This window comes from Sinorhizobium sp. M4_45 (assembly GCF_002885915.1).
GTDB classification, from domain to species: domain Bacteria; phylum Pseudomonadota; class Alphaproteobacteria; order Rhizobiales; family Rhizobiaceae; genus Sinorhizobium; species Sinorhizobium meliloti_A.
Window position 1 is genome coordinate 215,761 of record NZ_NWVE01000009.1, and the last position, 23,634, is coordinate 239,394.

The 23,634-nt window shown below is 63.0% G+C and carries 26 protein-coding genes; 12 read left to right on the forward strand and 14 right to left on the reverse strand.

Features of this window, described 5'->3' with window-relative positions; all coding sequences use genetic code 11:
* Nucleotides 1–2 precede the first annotated feature (2 nt).
* Both rfbB and rfbD read left to right on the forward strand, forming a co-directional pair.
* A complete protein-coding gene (gene rfbB, locus CN933_RS23625) occupies nucleotides 3–1,073 on the forward strand; it encodes a dTDP-glucose 4,6-dehydratase (RefSeq protein WP_102762571.1) in 1,071 nt (356 codons plus the stop codon).
* Nucleotides 1,070–1,972, forward strand: coding sequence for a dTDP-4-dehydrorhamnose reductase (rfbD, locus tag CN933_RS23630; RefSeq protein WP_018098844.1), 903 nt, complete (start codon nucleotides 1,070–1,072; stop codon nucleotides 1,970–1,972). Before rfbB ends, rfbD begins: the two co-directional genes overlap by 4 nt.
* Before the next feature lie 35 nt (nucleotides 1,973–2,007).
* Here rfbD and CN933_RS23635 read toward each other — a convergent pair whose 3' ends face one another.
* Complete coding sequence (locus tag CN933_RS23635) at nucleotides 2,008–2,826, reverse strand: SIR2 family NAD-dependent protein deacylase (RefSeq protein WP_102762572.1); 819 nt, start codon at nucleotides 2,824–2,826, stop codon at nucleotides 2,008–2,010.
* Nucleotides 2,827–2,885: 59 nt separating this feature from the next.
* Nucleotides 2,886–3,029 carry a hypothetical protein gene (locus CN933_RS23640; RefSeq protein WP_164866850.1) on the reverse strand — a complete coding sequence of 48 codons (144 nt, stop codon included), beginning with the start codon at nucleotides 3,027–3,029 and terminating at the stop codon, nucleotides 2,886–2,888.
* A 241-nt stretch (nucleotides 3,030–3,270) separates the two neighbouring features.
* Here CN933_RS23640 and CN933_RS23645 point away from each other — a divergent pair, with 241 nt between their 5' ends.
* Entirely contained in the window at nucleotides 3,271–3,480 is a 210-nt protein-coding gene (locus CN933_RS23645) for a CsbD family protein (RefSeq protein WP_003528984.1), read from the forward strand.
* Between the two features lie 36 nt (nucleotides 3,481–3,516).
* On the opposite strand, the gene CN933_RS31980 is transcribed toward CN933_RS23645, so the two are convergent.
* The gene (locus CN933_RS31980) at nucleotides 3,517–3,822 is read right to left on the reverse strand and encodes a hypothetical protein (RefSeq protein ID WP_234704995.1); all 306 of its coding nucleotides are present in this window, start codon (nucleotides 3,820–3,822) and stop codon (nucleotides 3,517–3,519) included.
* On the opposite strand from CN933_RS31980, the gene CN933_RS23650 reads away from it, so the two are divergent.
* From CN933_RS23650 to CN933_RS23665, 4 genes are all read left to right on the forward strand, one after another.
* Nucleotides 3,739–3,975 carry a DUF2934 domain-containing protein gene (locus CN933_RS23650; protein WP_245425146.1) on the forward strand — a complete coding sequence of 79 codons (237 nt, stop codon included), beginning with the start codon at nucleotides 3,739–3,741 and terminating at the stop codon, nucleotides 3,973–3,975. The two genes, CN933_RS31980 and CN933_RS23650, sit on opposite strands and share 84 nt — an antisense overlap.
* A gap of 309 nt (nucleotides 3,976–4,284) precedes the next feature.
* Nucleotides 4,285–4,782, forward strand: coding sequence for a BON domain-containing protein (locus CN933_RS23655; RefSeq protein WP_102762573.1), 498 nt, complete (start codon nucleotides 4,285–4,287; stop codon nucleotides 4,780–4,782).
* A gap of 53 nt (nucleotides 4,783–4,835) precedes the next feature.
* The gene (locus CN933_RS23660; protein WP_018098839.1) at nucleotides 4,836–5,195 is read left to right on the forward strand and encodes a hypothetical protein; all 360 of its coding nucleotides are present in this window, start codon (nucleotides 4,836–4,838) and stop codon (nucleotides 5,193–5,195) included.
* Nucleotides 5,196–5,348: 153 nt separating this feature from the next.
* Complete coding sequence (locus CN933_RS23665; RefSeq protein WP_102762574.1) at nucleotides 5,349–6,167, forward strand: DUF1236 domain-containing protein; 819 nt, start codon at nucleotides 5,349–5,351, stop codon at nucleotides 6,165–6,167.
* A 100-nt stretch (nucleotides 6,168–6,267) separates the two neighbouring features.
* On the opposite strand, the gene CN933_RS23670 is transcribed toward CN933_RS23665, so the two are convergent.
* Complete coding sequence (locus CN933_RS23670; RefSeq protein WP_102762575.1) at nucleotides 6,268–7,347, reverse strand: AI-2E family transporter; 1,080 nt, start codon at nucleotides 7,345–7,347, stop codon at nucleotides 6,268–6,270.
* 298 nt (nucleotides 7,348–7,645) lie between these two features.
* Between CN933_RS23670 and CN933_RS23675 the strand changes: the two genes are divergently transcribed.
* From CN933_RS23675 to CN933_RS23690, 4 genes are all read left to right on the forward strand, one after another.
* Nucleotides 7,646–8,530, forward strand: a complete 885-nt coding sequence (locus tag CN933_RS23675) for an AraC family transcriptional regulator (RefSeq protein ID WP_102762576.1) — start codon at nucleotides 7,646–7,648, stop codon at nucleotides 8,528–8,530.
* A gap of 126 nt (nucleotides 8,531–8,656) precedes the next feature.
* A complete protein-coding gene (locus tag CN933_RS23680) occupies nucleotides 8,657–9,316 on the forward strand; it encodes a 2Fe-2S iron-sulfur cluster-binding protein (RefSeq protein ID WP_102762577.1) in 660 nt (219 codons plus the stop codon).
* Between the two features lie 3 nt (nucleotides 9,317–9,319).
* Complete coding sequence (locus tag CN933_RS23685; RefSeq protein WP_102762578.1) at nucleotides 9,320–10,306, forward strand: FAD binding domain-containing protein; 987 nt, start codon at nucleotides 9,320–9,322, stop codon at nucleotides 10,304–10,306.
* Nucleotides 10,307–10,328: 22 nt separating this feature from the next.
* Nucleotides 10,329–12,614, forward strand: a complete 2,286-nt coding sequence (locus CN933_RS23690; protein WP_102762579.1) for a xanthine dehydrogenase family protein molybdopterin-binding subunit — start codon at nucleotides 10,329–10,331, stop codon at nucleotides 12,612–12,614.
* A gap of 28 nt (nucleotides 12,615–12,642) precedes the next feature.
* Here CN933_RS23690 and CN933_RS23695 read toward each other — a convergent pair whose 3' ends face one another.
* From CN933_RS23695 to CN933_RS23715, 5 genes are all read right to left on the reverse strand, one after another.
* Nucleotides 12,643–13,491 (reverse strand): phytanoyl-CoA dioxygenase family protein, encoded by an 849-nt coding sequence (locus CN933_RS23695; protein WP_102762580.1) that lies wholly within the window; start codon nucleotides 13,489–13,491, stop codon nucleotides 12,643–12,645.
* Nucleotides 13,492–13,540: 49 nt separating this feature from the next.
* The gene (locus CN933_RS23700; protein ID WP_180980794.1) at nucleotides 13,541–14,533 is read right to left on the reverse strand and encodes an ABC transporter permease; all 993 of its coding nucleotides are present in this window, start codon (nucleotides 14,531–14,533) and stop codon (nucleotides 13,541–13,543) included.
* 12 nt (nucleotides 14,534–14,545) lie between these two features.
* The gene (locus CN933_RS23705) at nucleotides 14,546–15,550 is read right to left on the reverse strand and encodes an ABC transporter permease (RefSeq protein ID WP_100670241.1); all 1,005 of its coding nucleotides are present in this window, start codon (nucleotides 15,548–15,550) and stop codon (nucleotides 14,546–14,548) included.
* 1 nt (nucleotide 15,551) lies between these two features.
* Nucleotides 15,552–17,045 carry a sugar ABC transporter ATP-binding protein gene (locus CN933_RS23710; RefSeq protein ID WP_100670242.1) on the reverse strand — a complete coding sequence of 498 codons (1,494 nt, stop codon included), beginning with the start codon at nucleotides 17,043–17,045 and terminating at the stop codon, nucleotides 15,552–15,554.
* Nucleotides 17,046–17,145: 100 nt separating this feature from the next.
* Nucleotides 17,146–18,129, reverse strand: a complete 984-nt coding sequence (locus CN933_RS23715) for an ABC transporter substrate-binding protein (protein ID WP_100670243.1) — start codon at nucleotides 18,127–18,129, stop codon at nucleotides 17,146–17,148.
* A 163-nt stretch (nucleotides 18,130–18,292) separates the two neighbouring features.
* On the opposite strand from CN933_RS23715, the gene CN933_RS23720 reads away from it, so the two are divergent.
* Nucleotides 18,293–19,405 (forward strand): LacI family DNA-binding transcriptional regulator, encoded by a 1,113-nt coding sequence (locus CN933_RS23720; protein WP_180980795.1) that lies wholly within the window; start codon nucleotides 18,293–18,295, stop codon nucleotides 19,403–19,405.
* A gap of 97 nt (nucleotides 19,406–19,502) precedes the next feature.
* On the opposite strand, the gene CN933_RS23725 is transcribed toward CN933_RS23720, so the two are convergent.
* The 5 genes from CN933_RS23725 to CN933_RS23745 form a co-directional block, all read right to left on the reverse strand.
* Nucleotides 19,503–19,838, reverse strand: a complete 336-nt coding sequence (locus CN933_RS23725; protein ID WP_100670244.1) for a cupin domain-containing protein — start codon at nucleotides 19,836–19,838, stop codon at nucleotides 19,503–19,505.
* 8 nt (nucleotides 19,839–19,846) lie between these two features.
* Nucleotides 19,847–20,611, reverse strand: a complete 765-nt coding sequence (kduD, locus tag CN933_RS23730) for a 2-dehydro-3-deoxy-D-gluconate 5-dehydrogenase KduD (RefSeq protein WP_102762581.1) — start codon at nucleotides 20,609–20,611, stop codon at nucleotides 19,847–19,849.
* Nucleotides 20,608–21,456: a 5-dehydro-4-deoxy-D-glucuronate isomerase gene (kduI, locus tag CN933_RS23735; RefSeq protein ID WP_102762582.1), complete on the reverse strand. Its 849-nt coding sequence runs from the start codon at nucleotides 21,454–21,456 to the stop codon at nucleotides 20,608–20,610. Before kduI ends, kduD begins: the two co-directional genes overlap by 4 nt.
* A 132-nt stretch (nucleotides 21,457–21,588) precedes the next feature.
* Entirely contained in the window at nucleotides 21,589–22,338 is a 750-nt protein-coding gene (locus CN933_RS23740; protein ID WP_018098823.1) for a FadR/GntR family transcriptional regulator, read from the reverse strand.
* Nucleotides 22,339–22,346: 8 nt separating this feature from the next.
* Entirely contained in the window at nucleotides 22,347–23,630 is a 1,284-nt protein-coding gene (locus CN933_RS23745; protein ID WP_018098822.1) for a TRAP transporter large permease, read from the reverse strand.
* Between the last annotated feature and the right edge of the window lie 4 nt (nucleotides 23,631–23,634).

Here is a 23,634-nt window from a genome sequence, read left to right on the forward strand (position 1 = left end):
CCATGCGAGTTTTGGTAACGGGTGGCGCGGGTTTCATTGGATCGGCGGTTTGCCGGCATCTGGTCCGAAGCGGGGCCGAGCGCGTCGTCAATGTCGATAAGCTGACCTATGCCGGCAGCCTTGCGTCGTTACGGGCGGTGGAAAGCGATCCGCACTATGCCTTCTACCGGGCCGATATCCGCGACGAACAGGTTCTGCTGCAGATCATGCGCCGGGAGCGGATCGATGCGATCATGCATCTTGCTGCCGAGAGCCATGTCGATCGCTCGATCGAGAGCCCCGACCCGTTTATGGAGACGAATGTCCTCGGCACGGTGCGATTGCTCAACGCCGCACTGGCCTACTGGTCGGGGCTCGGCACCGAGGAGCGAGAGCGCTTCCGGTTTCACCATGTCTCGACCGACGAAGTCTTCGGCGACCTTCCGTTCAACCGCGGGATTTTTTCCGAGGAGACGCGCTACGCACCTTCGTCCCCCTACGCGGCCTCGAAAGCGGCAGCTGATCATTTCGCACGTGCGTGGCACCACACCTACGGCCTTCCGGTGGTCGTTTCGAACTGCTCCAACAATTACGGCCCGTTCCATTTTCCCGAGAAGCTGATCCCCCTGACGATCATCAACGCGATCGAGGAGAAGCCGTTGCCGCTCTACGGCTCGGGAGCGAATGTGCGCGACTGGCTCCACGTCGACGATCATGCGACTGCGCTGGAACTGGTCGTCAGCCGGGGCAGGCCGGGGGAGAGCTACAATATCGGCGCCCGTGCCGAGCGCAACAATCTGTCGGTCATGGAAAGCATCTGCGATCTGCTCGACGTCCGGTCGCCGCGAAAAGGCGGTCATAGCTATCGGGACCTCATCACCCTTGTTCCGGACCGGCCCGGTCACGACCGGCGCTATGCGATCGACCCCTCGAAGGCCGAGCGTGAGCTTGGCTGGAGGCCGAAGCGGAGCTTCGAGGGCGGACTGAGCGAGACTGTCGACTGGTTCCTCGCAAACAGGTGGTGGTGGGAGCCGATCCGGCGCGAGCGCTATTCCGGCGCCCGCATCGGCGAGCAGCATCGGAGCGTCGCGTGAGGATTGCCGTGACCGGCTGCGAGGGGCAGTTGGCCCTCAGCCTGGTGGAACGGTCTGGTCGTTGGCCGGGCGTGGAAGTCCTTACGATCGGGCGGCCGCATCTCGATCTCACGGAGCCGGCAACGATCCTGCCGGCGATCGAGCGGTGCCGGCCGGACCTCGTCGTCTCGGCGGCAGCCTATACGGCCGTCGACCAGGCCGAAAGCGAGCCGGAGACGGCCTTCGCGACCAACGCGTTCGGGGCTGGCGCGGTCGCTGAGGCGGCCGCATGCCTCGAAGTGCCGATCATCCATATCTCGACGGACTATGTCTTCGACGGGAGCAAACAGGGGAGCTACGCAGAGAGCGACACACCGGCTCCGCTCAGCGTCTACGGCGCATCCAAGCTTGCCGGAGAAACCGCCGTTGCCGAGGCAACCCCCCGCCATCTCATCCTTCGCACGGGCTGGGTCTACAGCTCCTTCGGGAAGAACTTCGTCAAGACCATCCTGCGGCTCGCGGAGGACCGCGAGGATATCGCGGTCGTAGCGGATCAACGGGGAAATCCCTCGTCGGCCATCGACCTTGCGGATGCCATCCTCGACATTTCCGCGCGGCTGACGAAATCCGATGAGGACGCCGCCTTTGGCCTCTATCACCTCGCTGGCACGGGCGCCGTAAACCGCGCCGATTTCGCGCGGCATGCTCTTTCGGCGAGCCGTGCCGAAGGCGGCCCCTGGGCGCATGTTCGGGAGATCACGACGGGGGCGTTTCCGACACCTGCAAGCCGCCCTCTTAACTCCTCGCTGTCAAGCGCCAAATTTACCGCAGCCTTCGGCCGGGCCATGCCTGCCTGGCAGGATTCCGTGGAGCGAATCGTAAGGCGGCTTGTGGAGCGCATTTCGAGTGAAACCAGTTAGAGTGGGACGCGGACGGTAAACCGCACACAGTTGCTCTAGGCGCCGAGTTCGGCGCGAAGGCCTTGGATGAAAGCCAGAAGAGCCTGCTGCGGATCGGCGCCCTCGCCGGCGATAACGGTTACGCCCCAGTTTCTGAGCACCGCTTCCTGCACGGGATTCGGCCGGTACATGAAAACGTAGGAAGGCGGCCGGTCCTTTTCGTCTCCGGATCTCCGCCAGGTGCTCCAGATGCGGTGGAGAAGCAGGCGGATGTTCGGGTCCGACATGCTGTAGCCGATGAACAGCACGGTCGCCTCAAGTGCATCGCTGCGAAAGCGGACGTCCAGCGGAGAATCGAAGGACAGCCGGTTGAAATAGTCGGTTTCGGTCAAGATGAGCGTGTCTTCATCGTCGAAGTCGCCATGATACTTGATGATCCGCGTAACTCCCGCGGGCGCGGAGGCGATGTCGCGCACGTGGCTGATCTTAGCATAGCATTTCCCGTGGACGTCGTAGGCGATCTCCAGATTGCTGTCGTAGTTAGTCGTGTAGATCACCGGAAAGTCGAGCTCGACGATCAACCGATGCAGCTCCGAGCGTTCGATGCGCTCCCGCGAGACGCGCCAATTTTGCCGCATCCATTCGCACAGCGAGGTAATGTTTCCGTATTCAAGGCGATAGCATTCGGCGATCGTATGATAGGAGATGTCGGGAGCGTGCATGACGGAATTGTCCAGGCGCAGCTCGCACAGAATATGATCGACCAGCGTTTTCCAGGACGGCAATCCGACGCTCATCGACACGCCCGCCCCCACAAACAGGACCGCGTGCCGGTCCTTCAGCGCTGAAGCGATCGCCTTGATGTGCTTCTTCATGTTCGCTCCTGTTCGGAGCGCTCAACACACGAGGCGGGTAGATGTTCCCTCCTGCGCCTTTACTGCCGGGCTGCCGCCTTTTGGGCGTCGGCACGCGCGGGCGGATCGGGCGCAGCCCATTCCACCGCCGCGATGGCAGAGCCGAGCAGGAAGGCGGGCAGAGCCAGTGCTGCGAAAAACCGGAGCACGTGACGGCGACGCATGCGCTTCTTATCCCGATCGTAAACCATCGTCCGCCCCGCTTTGGATAGATTGGAAACAGTCCTCGCATGATAGAAGCAGAGAAGCCTCGCAAGGTCGAGTTCCCTGGGTAACACAACTTTGTGTCTGTAACGTCACGGCCGACGGCCGGTCTCCCGGAAAGCACGATCGCCGCCGGCTCGATGAACCAAATGCGTTCTCATGAGTTCCATCTTCGATACAATTGAACCAGGAGGATTACTCATGGACTGGAATCGTGTGGAAGGTAACTGGAAGCAGGTCAAAGGCAAGGTCAAGGAGCAGTGGGGCAAGCTCACCGACGACGACCTGGACCAGATCTCCGGCAGCCGCGAGCAGCTCGAAGGAAAGATCCAGGAGCGTTACGGAATCGAGAAGGACCGTGTAAGGCGCGACATAGACGATTGGTACGGCCGCCAGACGTGGAATTGGTGATCAGCAAACGTCGATCGAGACCCGCCTCGACGGGTCTCAATCGACGCCCATCGATTGTTCCCCTTGATGAAGGCGAATATATTTGCCGACAAACCACGGATGGTCGATCTTGGCTTCCGCCGCCGGAGGTACGCGCCTATGCTCGCGACGGGAGTGCGAAGCCGGTGGATCGGCACTAACCTGCATTTCGCTCAGGAGGCTCAGCCAATGACCACCGACAATGAACGGGACAAGCGCATCCGCGCACGGGCCTATGAGCTGTGGGAAAATGACGGAAGACGTGACGGAGACCATGAGCGGTACTGGCACGAAGCCGCTCGGGAAATCGACGCGGAGGGTCATTCGGGTGTTGCCTCGGACCTGCAGCCCGGTGGAATGCAGCCCGTCGGTGGACCGGCCGGGGGCGTCGCGAGCATTGGAAGAAAAGGGCCCGATAAGGTCAAGGCTCCGCCCGGCGGCGCCGGCCCGCGGCGGGGCACGGCGAAGAAACCATAAAGAAGGCTTCGGTGCAGCTGGGGAATGGCACGGGAGCCTGAGGCTGCGTGTCCCCGACGGCCCTGCAACGGCGCCTGCGCGTAGCCAATCAGATCGAGTTCAGCTCTCCTTCCTAATTCTGTTCAGGCCTCGGCTCGTCGACCGTGCCATCACGGTCGGTCTGTCGTGGCGTCTGACCCGGAGCGGAACAACGAGAACCGGGGTTGGTTACCAGTGATCGCACCCGCCAATGGGTCATGTCACCGCAAGCCGGATTGAACAAAAGCCTGCCGGTTTTGTTTGACCTCTGCAAAATGAAAGGAGATCGCAATGAAAGTGCCCCGTAAGGATAAGGCGCTCTCGCGCGACGAGGACTATCGCGACTATGAGGAGCGCGATCTTCGCGAAGGATGGCCCTACGCGGATGGCAGCGGCAGTACATCGAGCAGCCCCGAAAACAGAAGCTATGGCGCTACCGGCGCGAATTTCGATGAGGACCGCGGGAAGGGCTTCATCGTGGATGAGGCCGGCGCTGACGGTCTTGAGGAAAATTCCGCGAACAATGGTCGTCCTCTGCCGCCTGACCGCATCGACAGCGACGAACTGGAAGCGGTGATCACGGATCTGCTTAGCCAAAGCGGTGAAGCCGAGCCCAACAGTATCGACGTGCGCGCCGACAAAGGCATCGTAACCCTGGAGGGTGCTGTCGAAACCTTGGCGATGGCGCGCCGGCTCGTGGCAGCGGTGGAGGCCGTGCCCGGGGTCCTGGAGGTTCGCAACAATCTTCAAACCCTTGGCGTCGATTCCCACATGCCTGACGACGGGTAGCGACGACGCCTTTGCGGTTGCGGCGCCGCCGCCGGACATCGATGGAGGGTCCAATGTCAGTGTTCGAAGTAATCGTCGAGCAGGAAGTGGCCGAAGAGCTCGGCGTCGCCGTGGTCATGTTGACCCGCGAGCGTGGCCTTGGTCTCCCCCGCAAAGGGATAATGCTCACGCACGAACTCGTCGACGACGCGTTCGAAGGTGACCGTGAACGGGCGGCTGAGGCAGCAAGATCCGGGGTGATCGACCATGAGGCGATGCGCCGGATCGAAAGTCCGGACCGGCTGGTTTATCACCCGCGAGACGCAGCCGATCCTGTGGAATGGACGCTTGCTGCGTTCAGCCGCGACGATTTGGGACTGTTCGAAGGACCGGTCCGATCCGGTGGGGCCGGGGCGGGCGGTATCCAGGCTTAGAGTGCTTTCAAGGCAAAGTGTGTAGCGTCTTTCCGTCGGGAAGTGCGCACACCCTTTCGTCATCCCACTTCTACGCACAGGCGGGTTGCCAGGGAACAATCCTGTCAATCCGCGGTTGGCTACTCGAAGGGACGTTCGAATGGAGAACATCCGATGAAGGGTATCCTTATCAAGAGTGCGCTCGCTTTGAGCCTCGGGGTTGCGTCCACCCCGGTCTTTGCACAGACGGAACAGCCGGCACAGGGGCAGTCCACCGATTGCCCAGCCGGGACGGAATGTCCGCAGGGCGGCGCGCAACAGGATCAGCAGCCTGATGCTCAAGGGGGTGCGACACAGCAGGACGGGCAGACGGGCCAGGACCAGCAACAGCCGGCAGATCAGCAACAGCCCGCCGATCAGCAGCAGCAGCCGGCAGATCAGCAACAGCCCGCCGATCAGCAGCAGCAGCCGGCCGATCAGCAGCAACCGGCCGACCAGGGCCAGCAGCAGGATCAGCAAGATCAACAGAAGCAGCCTGACCAGCAGCAGGACCAGCAGCGCGAAACAGGCACGCAGCAGGATCAAGGCGGCTCGCAAAGCGGGGAGACGGGGACCGACACGCAGACCGAGCAGCAGGACTCCGAACAGCAGCCCGCGCAGGGCGAAACCGAGGAGCCCGCTCAAGGCCAGTCCCAGTCGACCGAGCAGGGTCAGACCTCCGGCTCTTCTGGAGATGTCGACGTAACGGTAGAGCAGAAAACCGAAATTACGCAGATCATCAAGGAAGAGAACGTCGAGCCGATCGACGTCGACTTCGATGTATCCGTCGGAGTGGCAGTACCGGAAACCGTCAAGGTCAAGCTGAAGCCGCTTCCGACCCGCATCGTGAAGATCGTGCCGAGATATGAAGGTTATCTGTTCTTCATCCTCGCCGACGGTCGGATCGTCATCGTCGAACCCTCGTCGCTGGAAATCGTGGTGATCCTCGCCTGACAGCTTGCCTGATGAAGCTGCCCGCCTGATTCTTCAGGCGGGTCATTATCGTCGTCCCACGGTCGTGTGCCGTGGGGTTTGGATCCTGTCCGGCGGCGCCTCAAACCTCGGGGTTCGAATTGTGCCGGCGCCAGATATCCATGAGCAGCAGCGTTACCGTGAAGGCTACCGGGCCGATCACCAGCCCAGCTGACCCGAATACGATTATGCCTCCGATCATGCTCATGAAGGCCGTCAGCGTGTGGAGCTTCAGGCGATCTCCCACGAAAATGGGGTAGAGGAGATTGTCGATGGTCGCGACCACTCCGGCGCCCCAGGCGACGAGTATAAGCGCCTTTCCCCACTCGCCGCCCAGGGCCAGCGACAGCGCGGCCGGAAGCCAGACGATGAAGGCGCCGAGCACCGGCACGACGGCGAGCAAGCCCATGGCGAGGCCCCAGACTACGGGCGCGGGCAGACCGAGCAACCAGAACATCAGGCCGCCCATCGCGCCCTGTACGGCAGCAACGGCCACCGTGCCGAAGACGACGGCCTGCACCGTTTCGTTTACCCGCGTGAACAGCCGGTTCATCTCCTGCGAGCTGAGAGGGGAATATTCCTTCAGCGCGCCCAGTGCCTGCTGGCCGTCACGCAGGAAATAGAACAGAAAATAGAATGTCAGGATCGCGTCGACGATCTGGGCAACGGACCCACGCACGAATGAGGCGCTGAAGTTGGTAAGCCAAGTGGTCGCGCTGCCTGCGATCCCGGCCAGATCGAGCTGCGTTTCGATCCAGACGACGATCGGCGCAAGGCGTGGATGGTTGGCGAGCGCATCGCTCCAGGTACCCGACCTCACCGCTTCCTCGACGATCTGTGCCCCCTTGGCAGCCTCGTTCACCAGCCGTTCCGCCATGAAGGTGAGCGGAACCGCGACGACGAAGACGGCGATCGCCACGGTCGCCGCGGCGGCGGCTTCCGGGTAGCGGAAACGTTTTTCGATCCGACGATGCAGCGGCTGGAACATCACAGTGAGCACGAGCGCCCATGTCAGAGCGGGCAGGAAGGGCACGGCGAGGAAGTAGCAGACGACCAATCCCACGGCGAGCGCGACAAGGATTGCCAATGTCCGCGACCGCCGCGGCGTCAGTAGGCGTTCTGGAGCATCCTTTTCCTCAGCTACGGAAACACTCTTCGCCATCGCGTTTTCTTCGCTCGTTTGCGGGCAGTTCGGGTCCAGTCGGACAGACTTGCCAAAAGATAACGCATCTCACCGAAAGACGTTGCGACAGCCAGATGCAAACGGGCGCACCAAGCGAGGAATGTCCCGGCAGTTCCCGTTGGTCCTGGCTGGTGGGAGCCACTACACGACACTTTGAACATGGTTTGGTAGCGCAACCGGCGTGGATGCTGGAGAGTTCGTGCGGGCGAGAAGGTGAGGACCCTGGCGCATGGGGCGCCGGCGCGGTTTTGGTTCGGTGGAACACAGGACGATAGATATGTCTTTCAGGCCGCTTTTCGGTAGTGGGCGAATTCGGACTGCCGGAGAGCAGCCGGCGCAGCCCACGACAGCTTGCTGGGCCGGTTCCTCGGTCGTTTTCGATCGTCGGCGGTGGGCGTGCCGGGAAGCCGAACTTCGCTGGACGGCGCCGCATCACGTACTCGTCCTGACGGAGGAAGGCGCCACATCGCAGACCTCCATCCGATCCGATGGAAAGATGGTTTATGAGGGGCGGGACCGATCTGGTGCGATAACGTTCGTGCCCGCGGGGGTGGAACGCCTCGGTGCCTATCGCGACGTCGACCTTACCTATTCCGCCCTGTGGATCAAACCCCGGTCTATCTCTCCCGCCAGCGATCACCTGCAGGATTTGCCAGTCCTGATAAACAAGAGCGACAATGTGATCAGCGCGCTGTTGCAATCGTTGAGCAGCGAGATATCCAGCGGCCATATCCCCGACTCGGCCTATATGGAACATCTGATTGCACTCGTCACTTTGCGGATACGTGGCTTCGCTGATGAGCCCGTACCGGTTCCCCGCCATGGCTCCCTCGGCAGCCGCGTCGTCAAACGGGTCCGTGACTATATAGACGCACACTTGGACGGCGACATTTCCCTCGGCGATTTGGCCGATGTCGCCGGTGTTGCCTCGGATTCTTTTGCGCGTCGCTTCAAAGTCACGACCGGCTTCGCGCCTTACGCCTATGTGCTCGAGGAACGCATCCGGCGCTCGGAAGTGCTCCTGTGCGAGACCGGCACGACGCTGAGCGCGATCGCGTTGAGCTGCGGTTTCTCGAGCCAGAGCCACTTCACCACGACATTCAAGCGCCTGCGAGGTGTCACCCCGCACGCCTATCGGTCGAAAGTTATTCCGGAATCCTGATAACCCCGCCGATTTCCTGAAAGAAATGGCAGGCGCGGGAGGCCATGTTGTCTCCTGTCGATGCGCGCCGCTCGGCGCGTTCCAGGCGGCGGGAATCCACCTCGCAGTCGAATCCGGAGATGACTCATGGACGAAACGCAAAAGGACAATGGACCGACGCGAAGGGCGGTGCTCGAGGGCGGTGCAGCCACGACCCTGCTCCTCATCGCCGGCCTGCCCGCCGGGCGCGCCGCTGCAACCGGTGCTGCTGGCGCACCGTCAGCAGGCCCGGCGTCCACGCTGCCGGTGCTGCTCAACATCAATTCCAATGACGTCGCGGTGGAAGTGGATCCGCGGACCACGCTGCTCGACACCTTGCGCAACCATCTCGATCTCACCGGTTCGAAAAAGGGTTGCGACCATGGTCAATGCGGAGCCTGCACCGTTCTTGTGAACGGACGCCGGATCAATGCCTGTCTGACGCTCGCCGCGATGCATGAGGGCGATGAGATCACCACGATCGAGGGGCTTGCAGGTGAGGACGAACTTCACCCGATGCAAGCGGCATTCATCGAACACGATGGTTTTCAGTGCGGCTATTGCACACCCGGACAGATATGCTCCGCAGTCGGAATGCTGCGTGAGGCCAGCGAAGGTTGGCCGAGCCACGCAACCGCCGATGTTGCGGCCGCCTCCCACAATCTCACCGATGCCGAAATTCGCGAGCGCATGAGCGGCAATCTCTGCCGTTGCGCCGCTTACCCCAACATCGTAGCCGCCATTCGCGATGCGGCAGAGAGGTCTTGAAGCATGCAGCCCTTCTCCTATCAGCGGGCCAACACAGTGGAGACAGCCGTTGCGGCTGTGGCGGGTCGGCCGGCGGCACGTTTCATCGCCGGCGGCACCAATCTCCTGGATCTGATGAAGCTGGGTATCGAGCGCCCGGATCATCTCGTCGACATCGGCCGTTTGGAACTCGACCGTATCGAGCCGACCGAGAAGGGCGGATTGCATATCGGCGCTCAGGTCCGCAACAGCGATCTCGCCGCCGATCCGATCGTCAGGGCACGCTACCCCGTTCTGTCTCAGGCGCTGCTGGCGGGCGCCTCCGCCCAGATACGAAACAAGGCTTCGACAGCCGGCAACCTTCTCCAGCGTACGCGATGCCCCTATTTTTACGACCGCAACATGCCTTGCAACAAACGAGAACCGGGCACCGGTTGCGCCGCACTCGAGGGCTTCAACCGGATGCATGCGGTCATCGGAACGAGCCAGGCGTGCATTGCCGTGCATCCCTCAGACATGGCGGTCGCCATGGCGGTGCTCGACGCTGCAGTCGAAACCGTCTCACCGGGAGGTGAAACGCGTTCGATCCCGATCGGAGATCTCTACCGGCTGCCTGGCACGACGCCGCACCAGGAGACCATGCTTGCCCACGGCGAAATGATCACCGGCATCACACTGCCGCCACCACCGGCGGGCCGGCAGGCGTATCGTAAGGTGCGCGACCGCGCCTCCTACGCGTTCGCCCTCGTTTCCGTTGCAGCGATCATCGAGGTTTCCGGCAATCGGGTGCGAACCGCTCGTGTCGCCTTGGGCGGCGTTGCGCCGAAACCCTGGCGGGCCCTGGAAACCGAGAGCAGGCTCGCGGGTGCGGCACTATCGGACCATGTGCTGACGGACGCCGCGGAGGCCGCCCTGGCGGGAGCCGCCGGGTATGGCGGCAACGACTTCAAGATTCCCTTGGGCAAGCGGACGGTGCGTTACACGCTCGCCTCCCTGGCCGAACAAGCATGATCCGAGCAAACTGGTGGAAACTATGACGGATAAGGCGCAGCGAAATACCACAAGCGGTGGCGGCAGCTTCATAGGCAAACACATCGACCGCGTCGATGGACCGGTCAAGGTTACCGGCACCGCCACCTATGCCTACGAAGTTGCGGAGGGACCGCCTCCGGCTTTCGGTTTTGTGCTGGGTGCGGGCATCGCCAAAGGCCGCATTCTGGAAATCGAAACCGGCCAGGCCGAACGAACGCCGGGCGTCCTTCACGTGATGACGCATCTGAATGCACCGCCCCAACCGGAATTTGGTCCAGCCGTCACGCCGGCCGTGCGCGATGTTTTCACCCGTGCGCGACCCGTGCTCCGCGACGACCGCGTTCGCCACTATGACGAGCCCATCGCTCTTGTGGTCGGCGAGACCTTCGAGGCCGCACGCGCCGCTGCGGCCCTCATCAAGGTGCGCTACGAAGAAGCAGCCGGCGACTTCGGCCTCGAAGAGCGCCGCGGAGCGGCCTACGCACCGCAGCGGACCAATGCAGGCTTTGATACGGATAGTGCAGTGGGCGATTTCGATGCGGCCTTTGCCGAGGCGGCGGTGCGGATCGACATGACCTACCGTACGCCCTATCAGCACCACAATCCGATGGAGCCCCATGCGACGTTGGCGATCTGGCAGGGCGACGACGTGACGATCCATACCTCGGCCCAGACCCTCTCGAACTTTCGTGCCGGTCTCGCCGCCACGCTCGGCATTCCTCTCGAGCGCGTGCGCGTGATCAGCCGTTACATCGGCGGTGGTTTCGGCTCCAAACTCATTGTCCATGCCGATTCGGTGCTCGCGGCTCTGGCCGCGCGCATTCTCGGAAGACCCGTCAAGGTCGCCCTGACGCGCCAGCAGATGTTCGCCAATGCCGGGCACCGTGCGGAAATGCTCCAGAACGTTCGATTGGGCGCGAGCCCCGACGGAAAACTGCTTGCTCTCGGACACGATGTCTGGTCGGCAACCTCTCGCGTCGAGGAATTCTGCGAGCAGACGGCGGTCTTCGCCCGTTCGCTCTATGCCGCACCCAGTCGCCTGACCCGCCACCGGCTCGTTCCAGTCGACCTCAACAGAGGCGAGTGGATGCGATCTCCCGGCGAGGCGCCAGGCATGCTCGCGCTGGAATGCGCCATGGACGAGTTGGCCGAGCGGCTGGGTCTTGACCCGATCGAGCTCAGGATCCGCAACGAGCCCGATCTCGATCCCGAGCGCGGGGTGCCGTTTTCCACGCGTAACCTCGTGGCATGCATGCAGGAGGGCGCGCGGCGCTTCAGTTGGGAGCGGCGCAGGTCGGAACCGGGCAGCCTGCGCGAAGGCCGGAAGTTGGTTGGCCTCGGCATGGCGGCCGCGATCCGGCCGAACTACATCGGGGCCGCGGCGGCTTCGGTTCGGATCGATGCGGAGGGGCGAGTGACCGCTCGCCTCGACATGACCGATATCGGTACGGGGACCTACACCATCCTCACGCAGATAGCCGCCGATGCTCTCGGCGTTCCGATTGCGGCAGTCACGATCGAGCTTGGGGATAGCCGCTTTCCCTTGACCGCAGGTTCCGGCGGTTCCTGGGGAGCGGCAAGTGCCGGGACGGCCCTCTTGCGTGCGTGCGAGGCGCTGAAACGCAAGATCGTGGCCGCGCTGCGCGCGCAAGATGGTGCATCCGACCAGAATTCCGGGACTGACGACGTCAGGATGGTCGCAGGAGCGATCCGCTTCGGCGAACGGACGGAAGCGTTGCCGGAATTCATGCGACGCGTCGCACCCGAAGGGCTCGACGCCACGGGCTCGGTCGAGGCCGGTGCGAGCACCGAGAGCTACCGCGCATTCTCGCAGCATTCGTATGGCGCGCATTTCGCCGAGGTGAGCGTCGACTGCGACACGGGAGAGGTTCGTGCGAGGCGCTTGCTCGCCGTGATCGGCGCAGGCCGTATTCTCAACACGAAGACGGCGCGTTCACAGATACTCGGAGGTATGATCTGGGGTCTCGGCGCAGCCTTGATGGAGGAATCCGTCCTTGACCACCGCCACGGATGTTTCGTCAATCATGACCTTGCCGAGTACCACGTTCCGGTCAATAGCGACGTTCCCGACCTCGATGTCGTGTTCATGGAGGAGAACGATGACAAGGCCAACCCTTTCGGCGCAAAGGGCCTCGGAGAGCTCGGCGTTTGCGGGGCCGGCGCGGCGATCGCCAACGCGGTCTATAACGCCACCGGAGTAAGGGTTCGCGAGTTCCCGCTGACCCTGGACAAAGTCCTGCCGGGCCTGGCGACGGTTGCGCTTTGAATTCCGGCGAAAGCGAGCTGTGGGACCTTCAGGTCGGTGTCGAGCCCATCACCAGACCTTCGATGTCGTGCTTCTGCGTGACGGGAATCAGTTCCTCGACGACTCTGCAGACGAGGTGCTGCTTCACCAGAACGGGCAGGGCATCAAAGTAATCCTGTGTCACCATCATCTCGTGCAGTTCGGCGTGGCCGGCGCCGGGCGCGTCGACGCCGAGGACCATGACCGGACGGGCGATCGGCGAAGCATGTTCCGTACCCCGATGGATGGTGAGCGCGGAGCGGCACGAAACATCCCCCAGCTTCGGATACTTGCGCGTCGCGAGCTCCTGAAACTCAGGCCACCTCTCCTTGGGCGGGAACATTTCATGCTTCCACTCCCTGCCGTCGAGCCACTGGGTGCCGGGGGCGATCTCGAACGGGCCCATGTCCTCCGTCACGTCCACGCCGGTGAGATTGAAGGCAAGCGAGGTGATGCGGCGCTCGACATAGGTTTCGGGCGGCGAGGGAAAGTCGCGGTGCCAGGGCTGGTACTTCGCCCCCTGGAACGGCACGTCGAAGCCGATCTCGACGATCTGGTAGTCGGGACCGAGCACCGCCTCGCACATGCCGGCCACCCACGGATGGGTGACGAGGTCGACGAAGCCGGAAAAATCCTGCGGATGGATCTCGACGTACCAGCGGCGCGGGCCACGGCCGACGGCGCCACCCGGCCGCTGAATGGCCGACCAGAAGGCCGTCATCATGTCCTCACGCATGGTTTCGGCCCACTCGCGCGAGAAGGCACTCTTCAGTCCGGTAATGCCCTCCCGTTGCAAGGCTTCGACGGACGCGCTGAAGTCGTAGCACGACCGGTTTTCATGTGTTGCTGTCGTAGTCATCACATCTCCTCTTGCTTCGCATTGTCGCGGGCTTCGCCATGGCCGCATGTCAGACGCGTTCCTCGCCTGTTCGGCGTGACATCAATCGCGCCTGAAGGACGACGACGATCAGCAGGAAGCCGCCGCGGATGACGGATTGCCAATAGGCCGAAAGGGAAATCCACCCGAGGCCGTTCTCGAAATTCAGGATATTGAACACCATCGCGAGCAGAAGGGCGCCCGCAAGGGTCGCCCCGACAGAGCCCGAACCGCCTGTCAGAAGCGTACCCCCGACGACTACGGAGGCGATCGCGAAGAGTTCCCAGCCGACTCCCTCGGTCGGTTGGCCGGCACCGAACTGCGAGGCGAGGATGACGCCTGCGAGCCCCGCCAGCGCGCCGGAGCCGACATAGACGGCGGCGAGCGTCCGCCTCACCTTGAGGCCCATCAATGCGGCCGTCGCTTCGCCGTCGCCGATCGCCAGCACATGGCGGCCGACGGGCAGGCGTTCGAGCACCAGCCAGCCGGCAACATAGACGAGAAGGGCGATCCAGGCGGGAATCGGAAAGCCAAGGAAGTCGTCCTGGCCTATCGCCGTGAAGCCGCTGTCGTAGGAAACGGAGACGGACTGGTTTCCCGCAAGCAGCAAGCCGGTGCCATAGGCCGCCAGCATTGTTGCGAGCGTCGCGATAAAAGGCTGGATGCGCATGACGGTCACGGTGAAACCGTTCAATGCTCCGACGGCAAGACCCGCCGCGATGCCGCCGAAGAGACCTGCGGCCCAATGATAGGGCGACAGAAGCGCGGCGACGACGCTCGCCATGGCTGCGGTACCGCCGACGGAGAGATCGATGCCCCCGGTCATGATGACGAAGGCCATGCCCAGCGCGATCAGCGCGAACATGGAGTTGTAACGCAGGAAGCTCAGGATGTTGTATTGCGACAGGAAGTTCTCGTAGCGCAGCGCTCCGAACAGGATGAGGCCGAACAGTGCCAGGATGACGCCGAGGCGGGCCATATCGCCGGGGGACTTGAGGGCAAGAGCCTTGAGGAGTGAGTTCATCGGCATTCTCCCTCACGACTTTCCGGCGCGCTGCTGGATGAACACCGCAAGTAAGATCAGTGCAGCCTTGACGATCAAGGCGGCCGCGTCCGGCACGCCATTGGCCAGCAGGGTGTAGCGCACCAGCTGGATGACCAGGGCGCCGATCACGGTGCCGACGATGTTTGCCCGCCCGCCGGTCAGAAGCGTGCCGCCGACGGCGACTGCGGCGATCGCGTCGAGCTCCATGCCGAGGCCGACGAGGTTCGCGTCGCTTGCGGAATTGCGCGCGACGACGATGAGGCCCGCCACCCCGGCAAGCGCGCCGCTGATCGTGTAGACAAGCAGTTTGACGCGGTGGACGGGTATGCCGGTGAGGCGTGCGGCCTTCTCGTTGCCTCCGACCGCGATGACCTGCCGCCCGAACACCGTGTAGCGGATTGCCGCCCAGGCGATCGCCGCGATCGCAATCATCAGGATCACCTGGGCGGGAATGCCGGCGACACGCCCCAGGGCGATGAATTGGAAACCTTCGTTCCGGAAGACCTGCAGGTTGCCGTTGGTCATTACCTGGGCGATGCCGCGGCCTGCGATGAACAGCACGAGGGTCGCGATGATCGGCTGGATGGCGAAACGGGTCACGAGCAGGCCGTTGAAAAGACCGAGCAGCCCCGTGGCGACGACCGGCAGAACGAAGGCCAGCGCCACGGCCACGGGCATGGAGGAGACCGGAAGCAGCGTCCCCATGAAGATCATCGGCGCAAGCGCACCGCCGATCGCCATCAGGGAGCCAACCGAAAGATCGATGCCGCCGGTGGCTATCACGAGCGTCATTCCGATGGCGACGATCACGATCGTAGCGACCTGGGTGAGATTGACGTTGAGCGTCTGCAGCGACAGGAAGTTCGGAGTGAAAACGACGTTGAACAGGATCAAGGCCAGAAAGGCGGCGACGGTGCCGTAACGCCCGGCGAGCCTAAAGAAACGTTTGCCGGAGGGGACGGTGCCTGCGGTCGCCTGTGTCTCGATCGTCGTCATGCTACTCCACCTGATGTGCCATGGCGGCAAAGAGCGCAGCCTCGCTCAATTCCTTGCGCGGCAGCACGGCGACCGAGGTTCCGTCGCTGAGCACGGTTACCCGGTCGGCCGCCGCCAGCAATTCCTCGAGTTCGGACGAAATCATCAGCACGCCGAGGCCCTCGTCGGCGAGCCGGCGCAGGAGGCGGAGGATTTCCGATTTGGCGCCGATATCGATGCCGCGGGTCGGCTCGTCGACGATCAGGAGCTTGGGATCGGTGCAGAGCCACCGGCCGAGCAGGACTTTCTGCTGATTGCCGCCGGAAAGTTCCTTGATAGGCTGGTCCGGCGAGGTGCATTTGATGCCCAGCGCCGCGATGTAGCGAACCACGATTTCATCCTGGCGGGCGCGATCGACGATACCGGCGCGGGCGAGCTTCGGCAGAAGCGCGAGCGTCATGTTTTCGCGAATACTCATATCGGGAATGATGCCGTCGACCTTCCGGTCCTCGGCGACGAGCCCGATGCCGTCGGCAATTGCGTCCGCGGGCTGGCGATAGGAGCGGGCTTCGCCATCGTAGCGAATTTCGCCGCGCTGCAGCCGCTCGGCGCCGAAAATCAGGTTGGCCGTTTCGGTTCGGCCGGAGCCGAGCAAGCCGGCAAGCCCGGAGATCTCGCCTTCGCGCACCGTGAGGCTCACATCCCGCACGCGGACGCCGGCGCCCGCATTCCGGACCGATAGCCGCACCGGTCGCTGTGCGCCCTCGTCGGCGTCCTTGGCGATCGCTTCGAAGGCCGCGAGTTCTTTGCCCAGCATATGGCGCACCAGTGCGAGCTTCGGCATGTCCGCCATTGCGGCCGTCGCCACGGTCTTGCCGTCACGCATGATGGTGACCCTGTCGCAGATCCGGTAGAGCTCGTCGAGACGATGGCCGATGAAGACGACCGAGACGCCGCCGCGTTTGAGCGTCCTTATGGTGTCGAAAAGGATGCCGACTTCCCGCTCGTCGAGGGAAGAGGTCGGTTCGTCCATGATGACGAGCCGTGCCTTCTGTGTCACGGCGCGCGCGATGGCAACCATCTGCCGGGTAGCGGCGCTGAAGCCGGCGACAGGTTGATCGACGTCGATCTCCAGATTGAAGGTCCGCAGCACGTCGGCGGCGCCTTGTCGCATCGCGGCCCGGTCGATCATGCCGAAGCGGCGGGGTTCGCGCGACAGATAGATGTTTTCGGCGACGGAGCGCTGCGGGGCGAGGTTGATTTCCTGGTAGATCGTCGCAATGCCTCGGGCCTGGCTCTCCGCCGGCATGCTGAAGGATACGTCCTCTCCCGCAAAGACGACCGCACCCTCGTCGCGCCGGTACGCGCCGGTCAATATCTTGATGAGCGTCGACTTGCCCGCGCCGTTCTGCCCGACGAGTGCCATCACCTCGGCTTCGCCGACTTCGAGAGAAGCCGCGCGGAGCGCCGGAATGCCGTTGAACGACTTGCAGATGCCCTGCATGGACAGAAGCATAAGTCCTCCCGATGCCGATCTGTCTATATCGCGGCCGATTTCGCAGTGATTGCGGACTTCGCCGGCCGGCCGGAGCGATCCGGCCGGCCGGCGAAGGATGTCAGTAGGCGTTGGCGAGTTCGGCAGCCGCGTTTGACGCGTCGTAGAACTTGTCCTCGTTTATGACCGTGGGGTCGATCTTCTCGCCCTTGGCATAGCGCAGCATCGTCTCGAAGGCCTTGGGCCCGAAGCGCGGATTGCACTCGACCACCGCGGCGATCTTTCCGTCGATGACCGCCTGCACCGCTTCCTTGCCGCCGTCGATCGACAAGACCAGCACGTCCTTGCCCGGGACCTTGCCCGCCGCCTCTATTGCGGCAATGGCACCGATCGCCATCTCGTCGTTGTGGGCATAGACGATGTCGGCATCCGGATGCGCCTGCAACAGGGCTTCGGCGACCTGCCGGCCCTTGTCGCGTGCGAAATCGCCCGACTGCGAAGCGACGATCTCGAAGCCGCCTGCCGCCTTGATCGTCTCGTCGAAACCTTTCTTCCGGTCGTTGGCCGGCGACGAGCCGGTCGTACCCTCGAGCTCGATGATCTTCGATTTGCCGTTGGCATTCTTGACGAGCCACTCGGCGATGCGCCTGCCCTCTTCGATGAAATCCGAGCCGATGAAGGTCACGTAGTCCTCGCCGGCCTTGGCAAGCGACGGATCGACGCTGCGGTCGAGCAGGATGACGGGAATGCCGGCCTTCTTGGCGGCCATGACGGCGGGGATCAACGGCTTCTCTTCGCGCGGCGCCAGGAAGATCAGGTCCACGCCTTGGGCGATCATCGAGTTGACGTCGGCCACCTGCTTGGCCGCGGACCCGGCGGCGTCCGTGTAGACGAGCTGATGGCCGAGCTTCTCGGCCTCGGCTTTCATGCTGTTTGTCTGGGCGATGCGCCAGGGATTGTTGGATTCCGTTTGCGCGAAACCGACCTTATAGGTCTCCTTCTGCGCCAGTTTGGGCAGTTCCGCGAAAGCGACGGTGCCGGCGACGGCGATTGCGCCGGCCGCCGTGGCCGCAAGCATGAACGCGCGACGTGAAATCCTGTTCATCGTGTTCTCTCCTCCCGGTTTGCCGGTACTCCTCTACCGGCTGCGAGCAACTTTATGCTTCACACGGGAAAACCTTGCGCTAATATTATTAGCAGTCAAGGCTAAAGTTATTAGCACATGCACAAATTGAATGCGGCGTTGCAGCGCCGGACTGGGGAACGAAATGGCAAAGGGCAATGGGGGCGGTGCGTCGACTAAGGAAGCGGGCGGCGGCCGGCCGACCATGACCGACGTGGCGCGTATCGCCGGCGTCTCGCAATCGAGCGTTTCCCTCGTTCTGAATGAAATGTCCGGAGCCCGCATCTCGGCTGAAACAAGGGCGCGCGTGCGGGAAGCGGCGCGCAAGATCGGGTACAGGCTGCCGAATACCCGGCAGGATCTCGCCCGCGCTCCCGCTATCGAAAAGGATACGATAGCCTTCATCGTAGACGAGATATCGACCAGTCCGCACCCGGTGGTCAGCCTCGACGGAATTCGCGACTACGCCTTCGAACAGGGCCTGCTCGTTTCCGCGCACGCGACCCGTTCCAACCCCGACCTCGAGAGCGCCGTGCTGCGTGCTGTATTGCGCGATCCGGCAATAGCTGGAGTGATTTATGCGACGATCTTCACACGAAAGGTGAGCGTCCCGCACGAACTGGCGAACATTCCGACGATCCTGCTGAACTGCTATGCCGAGCCGCGCCAGCACCTGGCGATCGTACCCGGAGAGGTCGCCGGAGGCTTCGCGGCGACGGCGCATCTGACTTCCCTCGGACACCGGCGTATAGGCTTCATCAACGGTGAACCGTGGATGGATGCGGCAATCGATCGGCTCAAAGGCTATAAGCAGGCGCTGGCCACCGCCGATATCGCCTATGACGAATCCCTGGTGCGAAATGGCGACTGGCTGCCTTTGCGCGGCTACGAGGCTGCACTCGAGCTGCTTGCCATCGACAATCCGCCGACCGCCATCTTCTGCGGCAACGACCTGATGGCGATCGGGGCGCTCGAAGCAGCTTCGGAGCGCGGGCTTCTCGTGCCGCAGGACCTGTCGGTAATGGGTTACGACGACCAGGAACTCGCCCGCTACACGCATCCGCCGCTTTCGACGCTGGTGCTGCCGAACTATGAAATGGGCCAGAAGGCGGCGGAAATGCTGATCGACATGGCGATACACGGAAAGAACCCGCGCCCGATGACGATCAAGGTGGATGGCCCTCTGGTAGAACGGGGAACGACGGCAGCCATCCCCGAGAGGATGACTGGACGTGCTCTTGCCTTGCGCGAGGGGTGAGGCTGCGTCGAACCGGAAATGCCCGACGCAGGCGCGACGCGACGGCTTCGGATCTTGCGGCTGTGCGGTTGCAGACGGAAAACCGCTTCCTTGAAGTCTATTTCAGGAAATCGGCGCGGTGCGGCGTGAAGCTGTCGATCAGCCGGCCGGCCTCCAGCGCCTTTACGCCATGGACCACGCCCGATGGAGCAATGAAACTGTCGCCGGTCGAAAGAACCTGCGTGTGCTCGCCGACGGTGACTTCGAACCTGCCCTCTGCGATATAGCTTCCCTGCACATGAGGGTGTGAGTGGAGTGCGCCGATTCCGCCTTTCTCGAAGGCGAATTCGACCAGCATCAGCTCGTCGGTATGCAGGATCACCCGGCGCCGATTGCCCTGTCCGAGCTCTGTCCATTCGCCGTCGTCGCCACGGGCAAAAAGTTTCGTGTCCATCGTTTCTCCTATCTGGCGAGCCAGCCGCCGTCGACCGGAACGACGGCGCCATGCATGTAGTCGGAGGCCGGTGCAAGCAGGAAGACCGCCGCATCGCCTATATCGTCCGGCGTGCCCCAGCGCCCTGCGGGGATACGTTCCAGAATGGAGGCGCTGCGCTTTTGGTCGGCGCGCAGAGCTTCCGTGTTGTTGGTGACGACGTAGCCGGGGGCCACGGCATTCACATTGATGCCCTTGGCAGCCCATTCGCATGCCAGCAATCGGGTGATGCCGAGGGCTCCGTGTTTGGACGCGGTATAGGAAGCGACGCGGATGCCGCCCTGAAAAGACAGCAGCGAAGCGATGTTGACGATCTTGCCGCGGCTTTCCTCGGCAATGATCCGGCGCCCGAAGGCCTGGCTGAGGAAGAACAGCGAACGCAGATTGACGTCGATGACATCATCCCAGTCGGCCTCGGTGAAATCCACCGCGTCGGCACGACGGATTATCCCCGCATTGTTGACCAGGCCCTGCAGAGCGCCGTGCTCGTTCCACAACCCGTCGATGAGGGAGCGCGTGGCTTCGCGATCGGCAAGATCGGCATGGGCCGCAATGAAAGTTCCGCCGGCGTCGGTGACCTTCTTTTCCGTCTCGTCCATGGCGGAGCGGCCCACGCCGATCACCGTGCCGCCCGCCCTGGCGATCGACACAGCGATACCCTGTCCGATCCCGGTATTGGCACCGGTGACGACGACACGGCGGCCGGCAAGGCTGAAGCGCGACGGTAGGCTCATCGCAGCGTCTCCATCGCCACCATCTCCACATCGGTATAGTCGACATTGTCGCCGGCCATGGCCCAGATGAAGGCGTAGTTTGCGGTTCCGCAGCCCGAATGGATCGACCAGGGCGGAGAAAGCACGGCCTCTTCCCTGGCCATCACGATGTGCCGGGTTTCGCTCGGCTCGCCCATGAGGTGCAGGACGCGGGCGCTGTCATCGAGGTCGAAATAGAGATACGCCTCCATTCGCCGGTCGTGCACGTGACACGGCATGGTGTTCCAGACCGACCCCGGGGCAAGCTGCGTCATGCCGACGACCAACTGGCAGGTCTTCACGCCTTCGGGGTGGATGAACTGGAAGATCGAACGCTCGTTCGAGGTGGCCGCACTGCCGAGGTCGAGCCGTTTGGCGTCGCCGATGCGGATATGGCGCCTTGGCAGCGCCTGATGAGCGGGCGCACTGAGCAGGTAGAACTTGGCGGGTACGGCCGGGTCCTCGGACGAGAAGGTGACCTCCTCTCCCATGCCGGCATAGGCCATGTCGCGCGGCTCGAGACGGAAGCTTTCGCCATTCATCTCGATACGGCCGGGGCCGCCGATATTGACGGCGATGAGCTCGCGCCGCTCGAGAAAGCGCGCCGTACCCGTCGGACGGATGGTTTCGAGAGCCAAGGGCTTGTCGACCGGCACGGCACCGCCGACGATCATGCGGTCGTAATGGCTATAGGTGAGCGAGATCCGCCCCTGCCGGAACAGATCGCCGATGTGAAAATTCGCGCGCAAGGCATCGGTGTCCATGCGGGCTGCTACTGCCGGGTCGACGGCGAAACGAATGGTGTAGTCGATATGGCTTGCGGTCATCGGCTCACGGTCCTCGGATTGGGGCACTTCCAGGAAAAACGTGTAACGGTCTCGTCCAGGAGTGCGTCGTTTCAAAGTGTTGAAGCGTTCCGCTGCTTCGATAGGCAGCGAAAACGCTCTGGAGATGGGCAATCAGACGCCGCGCTTGGCAGCGCCCCAGGCGGCCTGCTGTCCGCTCAACCGGACACGGTAGCGTTCCTGGCTCGCGGTCAGATGGGCGCGCATGGCCGCGCGGGCAGCTTCCGGATCGCTTTCGGAAATCGCCTTCAGGATCGCTAGATGCTCGCGCTGGAGGCTTTCCTGATATGCACGAGAAAGCACGCTTTCCGTCCCCCAGGGGGAGGCGACGTCGCAAGGGATAGCCCGCAGACCCAGCGCATCGAGAACCTCCACGTAATAGGGATTGTTGGTCGCGGCCGCGATCGCCCGGTGGAAGGCAAAGTCGCTCTTTCCGGTTGCCTCGCCGCGCTCGAGCAGGCGATCGAATTCGAAGAAGGCCTCCTGGATCTGGGCCTCCTGGGCACCATTGCGCCGAAGCGCTGCCAGACCCGCGCTCTCGATCTCGAGCCCCATCCGCACCTCGATGACGTTGAGCGCATGGGAGATCTTGTTGCCGACGTCGAGGCTGATCGAGCCGAAGGCAAGCGTCGGGTGGTCCATGACGAAAACCCCGGCACCCTGCCGCGGCTCCACGAGGCCGTCCGCGGCAAGGGTTGCGATCGCTTCGCGCACCACCGTGCGGCTGACGCCGAAGAACTCGCTCATCCGGCTCTCCGTCGGCAGCTTCTGCCCGGGCTGTATTTCGCCCTTCAGAACCTGCTCCCGTATTGCGTTCGCGACGCGTTCGGAAAGCTTCGGTTTGCGTTCGGTCAGAAGATCCATGCGGTTTGTCACCCTTTGAAGACGGCCGGCAGCCATAGCGAAAGGGCCGGAACATAGGTGACGAGCCCGAGCACGATCAACCCCGCCAGGTAGAACGGCCATATGCTGCGCATCGCCTGCCAGACGGAAATTTTCCCGACTGCACAGGCGACGAACTGCACGGCGCCCACTGGTGGCGTGTTGAGGCCGATGCCGAAGTTCAAGATCATGATGACGCCGAAATGAACCGGGTCGACGCCGTAGGCCATGGCGACGGGCAGGAAGATCGGGGTGCTGATGATGATGGTCGGGCCCATGTCCATGAAGGTGCCGAGGAACAGCATCAGGACGTTGAGCAACAGGAGTATGATGATCGGATTTTCCGAGATCGTGTTCATCCAGTCGATCAGCGCTGCGGGCACTCTGAGGAAGGCCATCAGCCAGGAGAAGGCGGCCGCCATGCCGATGATGAGCAGGACCATGGCCGTCGTGCGCACGGCCGCGAAGGTTGCCTGGACGAAATCCTGCCAGGTCATCTGCCGGTAGACGAAGACGGTCACCGCGAGCGCATAAAGGACGGCGATGCAGGAACTCTCGGTCGCGGTGAACACGCCCGAACGTACGCCCCCGAAGATGATGCCGATGAGCAGGAGGCCGGGCGTCGAAACCAGCAGATAGCGCCCGACCCGGGCGAACCCGGGAAAGATCTCCGTCGGATAGCCGCGCCGGCGTGCAACGAAATAGGCGGTAGTCATCAGTGCGGCAGCGTAAAGGAGGCCGGGAACGATGCCGGCGGTGAAGAGATCTGCGATCGAGATCTTTCCGCCTGCCGAGATCGAGTAGATGATCATGTTGTGCGAAGGCGGCAGCATCAGCGCGATCAAGGCCGCCATGGAGGTGACATTGACGGCGTAGTCCGCGCCGTAACCGCGCTGCTTCATCTGCGGGATCATGAGCCCGCCCACAGCCGCGGCTTCCGCCACGGCCGATCCTGAAATGCCGCCGAACAGCGTTGCGGTGACGATGTTGACCTGACCGAGCCCGCCCCGGATGTGCCCGACCAGCGATGCCGCGAAGGCGACGATCTTCTGGGCGATTCCGCCACGCACCATCAGATCGCCGGCATAGATGAAGAATGGAATGGCAAGCAGCGAAAACACGCTCATGCCGGAATTGAGCCGCTGAAAGATCACCAGCGGCGGCAGCCCCAGATAAAGAACCGTCGCGAAGGACGCGACGCCGAGGCAGAAGGCGATCGGCGTGCCGATCAGCATCAGCAGCGTGAACACGCCGAAGAGGATCATCATGTCCATCGGG